A 14500-nucleotide genomic window follows, 5' to 3' on the forward strand; every position below is an offset into this window, starting at 1 on the left:
AAGTTTTATTTTATCATTTAAACTAATACTAAATTTGGCTAAATTTAATTTATGAACCAAGAAATAAATAAAGCATTAGAGGTTTTAAAAAACGGCGGCATTATTTTATATCCTACCGATACGGTTTGGGGTATTGGTTGTGATGCTTCTAATGAAGAAGCGGTAAAAAAAATATATCAACTTAAAAAACGAGTAGATAGCAAAGCTCTAATTTGTTTAGTTGCCGATGACCGAATGCTAAAAAAGTTTGTAAAAACGGTGCCGCAAGTTGCTTTGGAAATTATTGAAATTACCGATACCCCAACTACCATTATTTACGACGATGCCCAGAATTTGGCTTCTAATTTAATTGGTGAAGATGGCACAATTGCCATTAGAATTCCAGACGATGAGTTTTGCTATCAACTTTCAAGAAGACTCAATGGAGCTATTGTTTCTACTTCTGCAAACGTTAGCGGGTTACCAACACCTAATTCATTTAAAGAAATACAAGAAGAGGTTTTAAAAGGTGTAGACTATGTTGTAAATTTGCACCACGAAAAAATCTGCACTAAACAATCATCAATTATTAAATTAAGTAATAATGGTGTTGTGAAGATTATTCGATAAAATAATAAGCCACGAATTCACTAATATTTATTTTTTGAATTATTAATAAAATGATTAATCATTTTTCTAGTGATAGTTTTAAAACATACATGATAAAAGTGTAAATCGATGAATTTGGCCAAAATAAAATATGAATTACAAAGAAGCATTACAACATCCCGTTTTTAAAATTATATCGCAATCGGCAAAAGAATTACAACTTGAAAGCTATGTTATTGGCGGTTTTGTGCGCGATTTTATTCTAAAACGAGGTAACGCAAAAGATATCGATATAGTAGCTATTGGCGATGGTATAAAACTGGCGCAACAAGTTGCAAAAAATTTACCAACAAAAACTAAAGTACAGATATTTAAAACGTATGGCACAGCCATGCTGCGATATGATGATATTGAAATTGAATTTGTTGGTGCACGAAAAGAGTCTTATAACGAAGACAGTCGAAATCCTGCCGTAGAAAACGGGTCGTTAGAAGACGACCAAAATCGTAGAGATTTTACCATTAATGCGTTGGCTTTAAACCTAAACCAAGATGCTTTTGGCGATTTATTAGATCCGTTTAATGGTCTTGCCGATTTAAAAAACAAACGCATCAAAACACCTTTAAACCCCGATATAACTTATAGCGACGATCCTTTAAGGATGATGCGGGCCATTCGTTTTGCTACACAACTAGGTTTTACAATTGAAGAAAATTCACTTCAAGCCATTACCAAAAACAATCACAGAATAAAAATAATTACCAACGAACGCATTGTTGTCGAACTTAATAAAATATTAGAAAGCTCTGTTCCTTCCATTGGATTTCTTCTTTTGGAACAAACTGGTTTATTAAATTATATTTTACCCGAACTGGTAGCTTTAAAAGGTATCGATGAAGTCGAAGGACAGCGCCATAAAGATAATTTTTATCACACCTTAGAGGTGGTAGATAACATTTCTAAAAACACAAATAATTTATGGTTAAGATGGGCTGCGCTTTTACATGATATAGGTAAAGCTCCAACCAAAAAGTTTAATAAAAAAGTTGGTTGGACGTTTCACGGGCATGAATTTGAAGGCTCTAAAATGGTGTTTCACTTATTTAAAAGATTAAAAATGCCTTTGAATGATAAAATGAAATTCGTTCAAAAAATGGTGTTTATGAGCTCGCGTCCCATTGTTTTAGCGCAAGACATTGTAACCGATTCGGCTGTTAGAAGATTGGTTTTTGATGCCGGTGAATATGTTGAGGATTTAATGACTCTTTGTGAGGCCGACATCACCACAAAAAACCCGAAAAAGTTTCAAAAATACCATAACAACTTTCAAATTGTTAGACAAAAAATTGTTGAAGTTGAAGAACGAGATCACGTGCGTAATTTCCAGCCACCTATCTCGGGCGAAGAAATTATGTCTACTTTCAATTTACAGCCATCAAAAGAAATTGGTATTATAAAAGAAAGCATAAAAGAAGCGATTCTTGAAGGCGATATTCCAAACGATTACGAAGCCGCCTTTGAGCTTATGCTAAAAGAAGGTAAACGCTTAGGACTCACTGTAAATCCTTAATTGAAATGAAAAAACATATTCATACCATTGCTAAAATTGCTTTAATAACAACTTACTTAGTGATTTTTGCTGGTGCTTTTGTTAGAATGACTGGTAGTGGTATGGGTTGCCCCGATTGGCCAAAATGTTTTGGCTATTACATCCCACCTACCGAGCGAACACAGTTAGAATGGCAACAAAACCATACGTATAACAAAGGACAGGTTATTATTTTAAATGAAACCTTACAAGTTGCTAAAACCTCGTTTACAACCTCCAGCGTTTTTAATAAATCGAATTGGGAACCTTACACAAAACACGATTATGCTATTTTTAATCCTTTGCATACTTGGGTAGAATATATTAATCGTTTGTTGGGCGTTTTGGCCGGTTTTGCAACATTAATTCTAGCTGTAGCCGCTTTTTCGTATTGGAAAAACAATAAAGCAATTCCGTTACTTTCGGTTTTTATTGTTTTGGGTATGGGATTTCAAGCTTGGTTGGGCAAAACAGTAGTCGATTCTAATTTAGCGCCCTTAAAAATAACCATTCACATGGTTATGGCTTTGCTTATTGTGGCTTGTATTCTGTATATCGTTTTTAAAACAAAGCCTAACAAAACCGAGTTTAAAACAAATACTAAATTTAAAAACGTATTAATAATAGCATCCATTTTAACTTTAATTCAAATTGTTTTAGGTACTCAAGTACGTCAATTTGTAGATGAACAAACTAAAATTTTTGGTGATGAAAATGCTATTTTGTGGTTAAATAACCCAACCATTACGTTTTATATTCACCGTTCGTTTTCAATAATTGTACTTTTGGTAAACGGTTATTTATTGTATTTGGTTAAAAAATCGCATTTAAACTACACTAAAATAAACTGGGTTATGGCTATTTTAATTGTAGAGGTTATCTCAGGCATTGCGATGGCATACTTACATTTTCCGTTTGGCAGCCAAACCTTGCACCTTGTTTTAGCATGCATACTATTTGGTTTACAATATTACTTAATTTTAGAAGCCTTCAATACCAAAAACAAATTACAAACTTTGTAACTTTGTGCTTTTATTAAACAAATTATGATTTACAGATTTAGAGTTATCCTTGATAACGATGTTGAAGATGATGTGTTTCGCGATTTAGAAATTCGTGAAACCGATACCCTTGAAGATTTACATAATATCATCACCCAATCGTTTGGTTTTGATGGCACCGAAATGGCATCGTTTTATTTAAGCGATAGCCAATGGAATCAAGGTGAAGAAATATCTTTATTTGATTTAAGCGAGGATGCATCGGCGCGTTTAATGGAAGAAACAAGCATTAATGATGTTGTTCATGAAATGCAACCGCGTTTAATTTATGTTTACGACTTTTTAAGTATGTGGACCTTCTTTGTTGAATTAGCTGAAATTGTTGAAGAATCTGGCGATGTAGACTACCCTAACCTCATGTTTGTACATGGGCAAATACCAGATGTCCCTCCCGAAAAAGTTTTTGAAGCCGACGACGATTTTGATGATTTCGATGCGTTTGAAGATGGTCTAGATCTTGATGATTACGACAGTTTAGATTTCGACGAAAACTGGAATTAAAATCCAATTTATCGCATTTTTAAGGGATTTATATTTTCGTAATTGTGAGTTAAAAAAACAAGCGATTGCTTTAATATATCTCCCATAGATTTACATTTTAAAAACACCTCATCTGAAGTATATTGATAAATAGTTCCTTTTAATAAATCAATATTTTCGGGTTTAGATATGACATCTTCCATCATACAATCTAAAAGTTTGTCTATTCTACCGTGAAAACTTTTTAATCGTTTTACAAGAATAGAACGCTCCTCAATTTTATATTGATCGATGGATAGTTTTTGAAAAGTTTCAGAAACCAATTCTACCATTTTTAAATTCTCTTTAAAAAACTGTGGTCTATAAATATTTAACTTGCCTTCGTAAGATTGTTGATCGAAATCAATCGCTCGAATTTTATAAACCACATGATCAAAATCGTGTGTTGGTACAATAACGTAATTATACGAACGCATATCGCCCAAAAGTCTAATCATGCAGCGTTCGTTAAATTTCACAAACTCTTTTGCGATTTGAGATTTTTCGGTTTTATCGCATTTTGGAAGAAAGTTTTTTATAAACTCATCACCCGGAATACCTGCTATGTGTTCTTCTATTAAGGTATCTTCATATACCAGAAAATTCAAATTATAGGGCGATAACATATGTTCTAATTCCAACCCGTAAACTCTGGAAGCATCGGCACGTTTAATATAAAAATAGGTGTAATTATCGTTTAAAATGTTTCTAACCTTAATTCGAAAGGGCTTAGAATTTCCAAAGGTGCAATAATCAATAGCATCGACACTTAAAAAAGGTATGGTGTTTTCATTACCATCGGAGTGTAAAATGGTGTAAACCTTTTTTAAAGACAAATCAATTTCAGCACGATCGAATTCGTTATAATAAACACGAATCCACAAAGTATCGTTATCATCTTTATCATAAACAACTATCGACCCTTGAAACCGCAGCAAATCATCGTAAAAAATAGGCAATTTAATATTTCTATTATATCGTGTTAAATAGCCATTTAATTTAGATGAAATGGGGTATGAAGGTTTTTTTTTTGAAATAATTAAGTCGTTCATAAGTAAAGTGTGTTACTCAAAAATAAGGTTTTTAGAAATAAATTAGTAGTAATGCTACTAATTAACAGACCTTAAAATACATATATTTTTTATAAGCTGTAACAATCTGAGGCCTTCTTCGTCATATATTTATAAAAAACCAAAAAACCGCATCATTTGGAACCGATACTAACCATAAGCAATCTTACTAAAAAGTTTGGATATTTAACAGCAGTAAAAGATTTATCATTCACAATTAATAAAGGCAATGTTTACGGAATTTTAGGTCCTAATGGCAGCGGAAAATCGACCACTTTAGGTATTGTTTTAAATGTGGTTAATAAAACCAGTGGCGATTTTAAATGGTTCGATGGCCATACCTCAACACACGATGCTTTGAAAAAAGTTGGTGCCATTATAGAGCGTCCAAATTTCTATCCCTACATGACGGCCGAACAAAACTTAAAATTAGTTTGCAATATTAAAGGGGTGCCTTTTAATAAAATTGAAGAAAAACTTGAAATAGTCGGACTTTTAGAACGTAAAACTAGTAAGTTTAGCACCTATTCGTTAGGTATGAAACAACGTTTAGCCATTGCCTCTGCCCTTTTAAACGATCCTGAAATATTAATTTTAGACGAGCCCACAAATGGTTTAGATCCGCAAGGAATTCATCAAATTCGTGAAATTATAAAACAAATTGCATCCCAAGGCACGACCATTTTATTGGCTTCACATTTATTAGATGAAGTTGAAAAAGTATGTTCGCATGTAGTGGTTCTTCGTAAAGGTGAAAAATTATATTCTGGTAGAGTTGACGAAATGATTTCTAGTCATGGTTTTTTCGAACTCAAATCCAATCAGCAAGAGCAACTTATTCAATTTTTAGAAAACCATCCCAATATTTCTAATATTAAGATTAACAACCAGTTAGTTACGGCTTTTTTAAACACCCCTGTAAGCTCAGAAGATTTTAATAGAGAATTGTTTAAAAACAACATTATTCTAACACATTTAGTGCAACGTAAAGAGAGTTTAGAAGAACAATTTTTACAATTAACAGACAAAAACTAACCCCACCAAAACCTAGATAATGTTACGATTACTAAACCTAGAATTACAAAAATTATTACTTAACAGAACAAGTAAGGTTCTTATTTTTATATCATTTATATTACCTTTTTTTATCATTCTATTATCGTCTTTAAAGATTAACGTTTTTGGCTTTTTTACTTTAGAATTGGGTGAATTAGGTATATTTAACTTCCCGATTATATGGCATTTAACAACGTTTTTTGCCTCCCAATTTAAATTTTTCTTTGCCATAGTTGTGGTTAGTATGATTGGTAACGAGTATAGCAACAAAACCATAAAACAAAACTTAATTGATGGTTTAAGCAAAAAGGAATTTATTCTTTCTAAATTTTATGCTATTGTTTTCTTTTCGTTAATATCAACCGTTTTAATTGGACTCCTATCTATTTGTATTGGCTTGTACTATTCTAGTTATAATGAGTTTAATATTATAATTAGGGAAACAAATTTTTTACTGGCCTATTTAGTAAAATTAATAGGATTTTTTAGTTTGTGTTTATTATTTGGTATGCTAGCAAAACGATCGGCTTTTGCGCTGGCTTTTATTTTTGTGCTTTATATTTTAGAGTGGATTTTTTTCGGATTATTAACATGGAAAATTAACATGGAAACGGCTGAGAAAATTCAGAATTTCTTTCCTTTAAAATCTATGTACAAACTCATCGACCAACCCTTTCAACGTATTGCTATGACTAAATTTCCAGACAAAAACGACTTAATTTACGATTATGCTGTGCATTGGCATGAAATTTTGATTGTTTTAGTTTGGACGACTATTTTCATCTTTTTATCATACAAGTTGTTAAAAAAGCGTGATTTATAATATCTTTTAATAGCTTTGCTATTAATGATAAGAAAAGCCACATTATTACTGTTTTTTGCTTGTTTTAGCATGCTTTGTTTTTCCCAAAACGAAGCCTCTAATTGGTTTTTTGGAGAAAATGCAGGTATAAAATTCAATCTTATTAACGGTACTATATCTAATTCTACTGCTGGAAGAATTAATACCATAGAGGGTTGTGCTTCAATTTCCGATGGTAATGGCAACCTTTTATTTTATACAGACGGAACAACTGTTTACAACAGTGCACACAACGTAATGCAAAATGGTAATTTTTTGTTGGGTGATGCCTCGAGTACGCAATCTGCAATTGTAGTTCCTAAACCTGGAGATGCTAATATCTATTATGTTTTTACTGTGGGATCGAATAGAAATCCTACAGGTTTAAATTATTCTACCATCGATATATCGCAAAATGGTGGTCTTGGTGCTGTTATAAGTAAAAACAATAATCTGTTATCTAATAGTTCCGAAAAAGTAACAGCTGTACTAAAGGACTGTATAACAAAATCTATTTGGGTGGTAACATTTGCTTCTTTAGATGGTTTCTCAAATGATTTTAATACGTTTCATGCTTTTGAAGTTAGTGATACTGGAGTGAGCAACACATCAGTTAAATCTAGTTTTGGTGCTATAATTCGAGAGGCGCGTGGTTATTTAAAATTATCTCCAGACGGCACTAAAGTTGCTTGCGCAAATGCCAGAGAAGGCTTATATATTTATGATTTTGATAGCAGTACTGGAAAAGTAAGTAACCAGAAGAGACTTTCTATAAACTCCAATAGAGGTGGCATTCATCCATACGGTGTCGAATTTTCACCAAACAGTGAGTTACTTTATATTCATGCTTCCAATGATTTTTTCGATAACCAGAACACCAATCTTCAAAATAATCCAGATCAGCATTTCTCTACTTTAGTACAATTCAATTTAAAAGCTACCGATGTTCAATCCTCTCAAATAATTATTGATGATAGGCAATTATATAGAGGTGGCTTACAGTTAGGCCCAGACGGAAAAATTTACAGAACTTTAAGCATCACCTATAACCAAGGCTCACCCTATCTTGGAGTTATTGAAAATCCAGATGCCTTAGGATTAAGCTGTAATTATAGACACAACGCTGTTAATTTATCGCCAAATAATTCTACGCAAGGCCTTCCTCCTTTTATTGCTTCATTTTTTAATACGCAAATTGATATTATAAAAAACGGAAAAAGTAATAGCAGTCTTGCTTTATGTGAAGGCGATATATACAATTTAACATCGATAAATTTACCCGGTGCAACCTACTCTTGGACAAAAGATAATGTGCCTTTACCAGATACCACATACGATCTTAAAATAAATGAAAGAGGTCATTATCAAGTATATATAAATCCCAATAACGGCGATTGCGCCATTGAAGGTCAGGCTTTTGTAGAATTTACCCCGAACCCTACAGCTAACAATCACAGCTTGTTTCAATGCGATGAAGACGGTATAAAAGATGGTTTAACTATTTTCAATCTTCATGAAGCAGATGAAACTATTACAGGAAATGAAAGAAATATAAAAGTTTCTTATTATAAAGACTCCAACAGAACGATTCGAGTGAATGAAAATGCGTATCAAAATTCTGCTAGCAAAGAAACTTTATATGTAACCGTTGAAAATATATTAACCGGTTGTACCAGTTTTGCTGAATTAACCATAGAAGTAAGCGTTACCGATGCTAACGATGTAATATTAAATCCAGTTTGTGATGATGATGGTATAGAAGATGGTTTTCATGTATTTAACTTAAAAGATTCTGAAAGCGCTATGCTTTTAGGGCTCCCTTCTGGTTTAGTAGTAACGTATTACGAAACCGAAAATGAAGCCCTTTTAGAACAGAATCCCCTTAATAATATTTACACAAACACAACACCCTATTCACAAACAATTTATGCTCGAGTAGAAAACAATAATAATTGTTATGGTATAAGTCGTATCCAACTAAGGGTAAATAACTTACCTGATATAGAAACCGAAGCTGTAGCATATTATTGTATTAACAAGTTTCCAGAAACTATAAATTTAGATGCTGGTGTTATAAATGATTCGCCTTCAAATTACAACTATACTTGGTCCACAGGAGAAACCACTTATAACATTGCCGTTAATAATCCTGGTATATACAACGTTACCGTTACAAACGCTAATGGCTGTAGTAAAAACCGAAGCATCACTCTTGAAGCTTCAAACATTGCTACATTTGAATCGATAGATATCGTAGATGCTACCAAAAACAATACGGTTACAGTGCTACTCTCAGGCAACGGAGATTATGAATATGCCCTATTTGATAGCAATAATACCTTGTACCAACCTTACCAAAAAGAAAATATTTTTGAAAATGTTGGCCCCGGTTTTTACACAATTTCTGTAAAAGATATAAAAAACAATTGTGGTACTAGTGAAGAAAAAATTTCTGTAATAGGATTCCCTAAATACTTTACACCAAACGGCGATGGTTATAACGATACATGGCAAGTTTATGGGGTTTCTTCCATGTTTCAACCCAATACTAAAATATTAATTTACGATCGTTATGGTAAGTTAGTTAAAGAAATCAACCCTATTGGCGAGGGTTGGAATGGTACTTCGCGTGGACAAAAACTACCTGCAGACGATTATTGGTTTGTTGTTAAGCTTCAAGATGGTAGGATTTACAAAAATCACTTTAGTTTAAAAAACTAGTTGCGTTTTTTTACGAGAACCCTTTAATCCGATTTTATTTGCATTTCATCTAAAAAAAAACTAATTTCCCCACGATTAAAAACATAGAAATTAAGTTTTTATCCCAAAATTAATCGTGAAAAGCAACCTACAATCTTTCGTAATTTTAACTATATTTTTATGTAGTTGCAACTCTATTTTCTCTCAAAAAATAACCGTAGATTCTAGTTTAGGCTTACAAGAACTTATAGAAAATCATCTTATAGATGGCTGTGTTGAAGTTTCTAACATTACTTCCTCGGTAAACGGGAGTGTCGATGGACTTTCCAGTTTTGCTTATTTTAATAGAGGAACATCAAATTTTCCTTTTGAAACTGGTATTATGCTTTCTACAGGAAATGCAACCTCTGGAGGTAATATTGCAAACTCTAACGAATTAAGCGAAGGTAGTTCTAATTGGGGCACAGACCCAGATTTGAATGCTGTTTTAGGAATATCCAATACTTTAAATGCCACCTCTATCGAATTCGATTTTATTTCAATTTCAAATCAAATTCAGTTTAATTATATTTTAGCTTCAGAAGAATATACAGGAACCAACCCCTGTCAATACTCCGATGGTTTCGCCTTTTTAATAAAGGAAGAAGCCAGTACCGGTCCTTACGAAAATATTGCTTTAATTCCAGGTACAAACACGCCTGTTAATACTCAAAATATAAGAAATGAAATTGTTGCAGGCACATGCCCAGCAGTTAACGAACAATATTTTGATGGTTATAATATAGGAGATACCAATTACAACGGAAGAACAACGGTTTTAACAGCAACAAAAACCATTGTGCCTTATGTAAGGTATCATATTAAGTTAATTATTGCAGACCAAAGTGACGAAACTTTCGATTCGGCAGTATTTATACAAGGAAATAGTTTTAAAATTTTAGATTTAGGTGAAGACATCGCAACATGTTCTAATGTTGTACCCCTAAATGCCGATATTCAAAATTCGCAAGCAAGTTATGCCTGGTTTAAGGACGATGTTTTAATTAACGGAGAAACTAATGCTACTTTAAATGTTACAGAAACTGGATTATACCGTGTCGAAGTAACCGTGCCATTAAGCAGCTCAACATGTACAGAAATAGACGAAATAAATATTGTTTTAGATACCGAAGAAACCATCAACCCTATTTCGCCTTTTTTAATTTGTGATGATGTTAGTGGAGATGAAATAGAAGCTTTCGACCTAGCTTTGAAAGACCAAGAAATTATAAATAACATACCTGCTTCGTTTTTAAATTATACTTTTTCTTATCATTTATCTGAAGCTTTAGCAAGAAGTGGCACCGATCCTGGTGTTTCTGGTGTTATAAATAATACAAGCAACCCACAACCAATTTTTGTTAGAATTGAAAATACCGACACAGGATGCTTAGGTTTTACTTCTTTCGATTTAACAGTAAACCCATTACCAGTTATTACCCAACCAACTACTTTAGAAATTTGTGACAGCGATGGTAACCCTAACGGACAAACCAACATCGACTTAACTCAAAAAAATGTTGAGATAACCCAATCACAAAGCAACTTGTTGGTTTCTTATCATTATTCAGCATTAGATGCAGAATCTGGTATGAATCCCATTACTATGCCTTATCAAAACACCAATCCAACAGAAACGCTTTATGTTAGGATATGGGATTCTCAAACAGGATGTGTTTCAACAACAACACTAGATATTAATATCACTAACAGTCCGCTTGTAAACTTCACAACTCAATATATCGATGCCTGTGATAGCGACAAAAACGGAGAGGCTTTTTTCGATTTAACCTCGGTACTTAGTGACATTATTGGAAGCACCACCAATGTTACGCCAACATTTCATGAAACACGATCAGATGCAGAAAATGGTTCCAACCCGATAGTTAACACGACTAATTATCAATTTACCAATGGAAACCCCGAACCTGGCTCTACAACTGTTTATGCTCGAATAGAAGATAATTCTACAGGTTGTGCCTCGGTGGTTGCTGTAGAACTTCACACCAATTTACTGGTTACTGGAACCAACAATATTGAAGCTGCTTACTGTGAAGAAGAAAACAACAACGGGTTTATGGATATAATTCTTAGTGAAGTAGAACTTTTTATCGCTAATGGTATACCAGATGTTGTTGTTACATTTTATGACAGTCAAAACGATTTAGATAATAACAATAACCCAATAGACAAATCACAACCTTATCAATTAGATGTCACTACACCTAAAACACTTTATATTTTAATAGAAAGAAATGGATGTGCTGAGCCTTTTGAGTACATTTTAAGGGTGAATCCAATAATAACATTTAAACCCATTAATCCTTTACCCTATTGCGATACCGACCAAGATGGTATCGTGGATGTTGATTTACAATCATTCGATAACGAAATTACCAACGGAAATTCTAGTTTTAATGTCACCTACTATCAAACCGAAAATGATGCCAGAACAAATGGCCCAATGCTTCCGCCTTTATACAGTGTAAACCAAAATGCTACCGTATGGGCATTAATAGCAAATCCAGCAAATGGTTGTAGGTCGGTAAATAGTTTCGATATAGAAATAAAAACACCACCAGTTGCAACGGCACCTGCCACTATTGTAGCATGTAATAATACCGGTGTTTTAAATATAAGGTTGGAAGATGTAATTGATGAAATTGTAACGAACAGAACAGGTTTAACAATCGATTTTTATAGCTCGTTTGCAGATGCAGATGCGGCAATAAATCCATTAAATAAAAACACGTTTGATGCCGTTACGGAAACATTGTATGTTCGAGTTGATGATGGCGAATGTCCAAACATTTTGCCTTTCGATATTATTGTAAACACCATACCTGTAATACCTAACATTAGTTCATTTCAGCTTTGTGAAAACGACAACAACCAAAAAGAAGATTTTATTTTCGCAGATAAAGATGCCGACATTATAAATGGCCAAGCAGGAAAAACTGTTTATTATTTTGAAAATGAAATGGATGCTCTTAACGGCAACACCACTAATGCCATCGACAAAAATAATCCTTACACCAACATTTCCAGCCCTCAAACAATATATGTTAGAGTTGAAAATGTAACGGATGCCAATTGTTTTAGCACCAGTTCATTTACCATACAAGTGGCATCAAACCCTATATATGCGCCGTTAACATCGTATTTAGTTTGTGATGATGCAAGCAACGACGAAAAATATGTTTTCGATTTAAACGAAAAAATAACGCAACTAAAAAGCGGTAGCCCAGATCCCGATAATTTAAATGTGAGTTTCCATATTTCAGATATTGATGCGCTTTCTGGTAACGCGCCACTTAGCCTAAATTATACCAATGCCACAAATCCTCAAACTATCTACGCTCGAATGGTGAATGCAAACTCGCAATGTTTTGTTGTAGAATCGTTAGATATTAATATTATTGAGGCTCCAAAAGTAACCCAAGCAAATATATTTAGAGTATGTGATGTTAATAATGACGGACAAGTAATCTTTAATTTAGATGATGCAGACTACGACATTTTAGATCGAGATAAAACCAATTTAGTTGTTCATTATTTCGAAAATCTTAGTGACATCGATGATGCCAATCCACTAAATAATAGTGCAGCAATTGTAAATCCGAATAATTATACCAATACCAGCAACCCTCAAACGGTATATATTAAAGTGACCAATACCCTATCAAGATGTTACAGCGTAGTTCCTTTAGACCTTATTGTAGATTTACCACCTGTTCTTAATAATATAGGAACCCTACAAATTTGCGATAATGTTACAAACACCTACGATTTATCGCAAATAGACAATTTAATAGTGAATAATCCTGGCGATAAAATTATTAGTTATCATAACAACCAAAATGATGCGAATAATAGTATCTCTCCTGTAGGTCCTATATTTAATTACACATCGAGCTATCACATTATTTTTATAAGAGTTGAAAATATTTCAAATGGTTGTAGTCAGGTGGGCTCATTTAATTTGCAAATAAACCAGAACCCTGTTGCAAACACGCCGCCAGACTTAACATATTGCGATGATAATTTTGATGGCTTTTATGAATTTAATTTAGATGAAAATAAATCTGCAATACTGGGATCTCAAAATGCTACAAATCTATCGGTTTACTATTATAACAATGATATTTTAAATGCTGAAGAAGACAGAAACCGTTTGCCCGTTTTACATACAGCAACCAATGGAGAAATTATTTATGCAAGGGTTGAAAACACCTTAACAGGGTGTTACGATATAACGCAATTTACCACATATATTAATCCTTTACCAATAGTTAATATTAATGATATTATTCCGCTTTGTTTAGACAATCTACCCTTATTAGTAAGCGCTGATACTGGAAACCCAGGCGATACTTATCTCTGGGACACAGGTGCTACAACCCCCGATGTTTTATTCGATATTCAAGACATAGGAATGCACTTTGTAACCGTAACAACGCCCAATAATTGCTCGGTTACAAAAAATTTCAGCCTTATAGAATCTGAAGAAGCCACTATAAATTTCACTACAAAAGTAGATTTTGCAGATCCAAATAGTATTACTGTAGATGTTAGCGGTATTGGTAATTATGTGTATATTCTAGATAATGGAGAACCACAAACCTCGAACGTTTTTAATAATGTAACTTTAGGGCGACACCTGGTAACCATAAGAGATTTAAATGGTTGTCAAGATGTTAGCAAAGAAGTAGTTGTAATCGATGTTCCTAAATTTTTCACCCCAAACAGCGATGGGTATTTTGACAACTGGCATATTATAGGCATTGAGGAAATTCCTGGTACTTTAGTTTATATTTTTGACAGATATGGCAAACTACTTAAAACTTTACCAGATAATTCGATTGGTTGGAATGGCACTTTTAACGGTCAAAATATGCCTGCAGATGATTATTGGTTTGTAGCTAAAGTAATTCAAGATGGTAACGCTTTTGAAATAAAAGGGCATTTTGCATTAAAACGTTAATCAAAATGATAATAAACAAACTATTTTAGCCATTAAATATAACTTTTATTTAAT

9 protein-coding genes are annotated in these 14500 nt (G+C 33.2%); 8 read left to right on the forward strand and 1 reads right to left on the reverse strand.

Translation table 11 applies throughout. The features are described 5' to 3' along the window. Positions 1–51: 51 nt before the first annotated feature. The 4 genes from AW14_RS13855 to AW14_RS13870 all read left to right on the forward strand — a co-directional run bounded on the left by AW14_RS13855 (position 52) and on the right by AW14_RS13870 (position 3738). Complete coding sequence (locus AW14_RS13855; RefSeq protein WP_044639340.1) at positions 52–609, forward strand: L-threonylcarbamoyladenylate synthase; 558 nt, start codon at positions 52–54, stop codon at positions 607–609. A gap of 130 nt (positions 610–739) precedes the next feature. Next, entirely contained in the window at positions 740–2158 is a 1419-nt protein-coding gene (locus tag AW14_RS13860; RefSeq protein WP_044639341.1) for a CCA tRNA nucleotidyltransferase, read from the forward strand. A 5-nt stretch (positions 2159–2163) separates the two neighbouring features. After that, complete coding sequence (locus tag AW14_RS13865; protein ID WP_044639342.1) at positions 2164–3198, forward strand: COX15/CtaA family protein; 1035 nt, start codon at positions 2164–2166, stop codon at positions 3196–3198. A gap of 24 nt (positions 3199–3222) precedes the next feature. Further along, a complete protein-coding gene (locus tag AW14_RS13870) occupies positions 3223–3738 on the forward strand; it encodes an IS1096 element passenger TnpR family protein (protein ID WP_044639343.1) in 516 nt (171 codons plus the stop codon). Positions 3739–3746: 8 nt separating this feature from the next. Here AW14_RS13870 and AW14_RS13875 read toward each other — a convergent pair whose 3' ends face one another. Then, complete coding sequence (locus AW14_RS13875; RefSeq protein ID WP_044639344.1) at positions 3747–4808, reverse strand: hypothetical protein; 1062 nt, start codon at positions 4806–4808, stop codon at positions 3747–3749. A 156-nt stretch (positions 4809–4964) separates the two neighbouring features. Between AW14_RS13875 and AW14_RS13880 the strand changes: the two genes are divergently transcribed. The 4 genes from AW14_RS13880 to AW14_RS13895 all read left to right on the forward strand — a co-directional run bounded on the left by AW14_RS13880 (position 4965) and on the right by AW14_RS13895 (position 14446). Beyond that, on the forward strand, positions 4965–5861 hold the full coding sequence (locus AW14_RS13880; RefSeq protein ID WP_044639345.1) for an ABC transporter ATP-binding protein: 897 nt from the start codon (positions 4965–4967) through the stop codon (positions 5859–5861). A gap of 19 nt (positions 5862–5880) precedes the next feature. Continuing rightward, the gene (locus AW14_RS13885; RefSeq protein WP_044639346.1) at positions 5881–6705 is read left to right on the forward strand and encodes an ABC transporter permease; all 825 of its coding nucleotides are present in this window, start codon (positions 5881–5883) and stop codon (positions 6703–6705) included. 24 nt (positions 6706–6729) lie between these two features. Continuing rightward, positions 6730–9444 (forward strand): T9SS type B sorting domain-containing protein, encoded by a 2715-nt coding sequence (locus AW14_RS13890; protein WP_044639347.1) that lies wholly within the window; start codon positions 6730–6732, stop codon positions 9442–9444. A 115-nt stretch (positions 9445–9559) separates the two neighbouring features. Beyond that, on the forward strand, positions 9560–14446 hold the full coding sequence (locus tag AW14_RS13895; protein ID WP_052647530.1) for a T9SS type B sorting domain-containing protein: 4887 nt from the start codon (positions 9560–9562) through the stop codon (positions 14444–14446). Positions 14447–14500: the final 54 nt, after the last annotated feature.

This window comes from Siansivirga zeaxanthinifaciens CC-SAMT-1 (assembly GCF_000941055.1).
Lineage (GTDB): Bacteria > Bacteroidota > Bacteroidia > Flavobacteriales > Flavobacteriaceae > Siansivirga > Siansivirga zeaxanthinifaciens.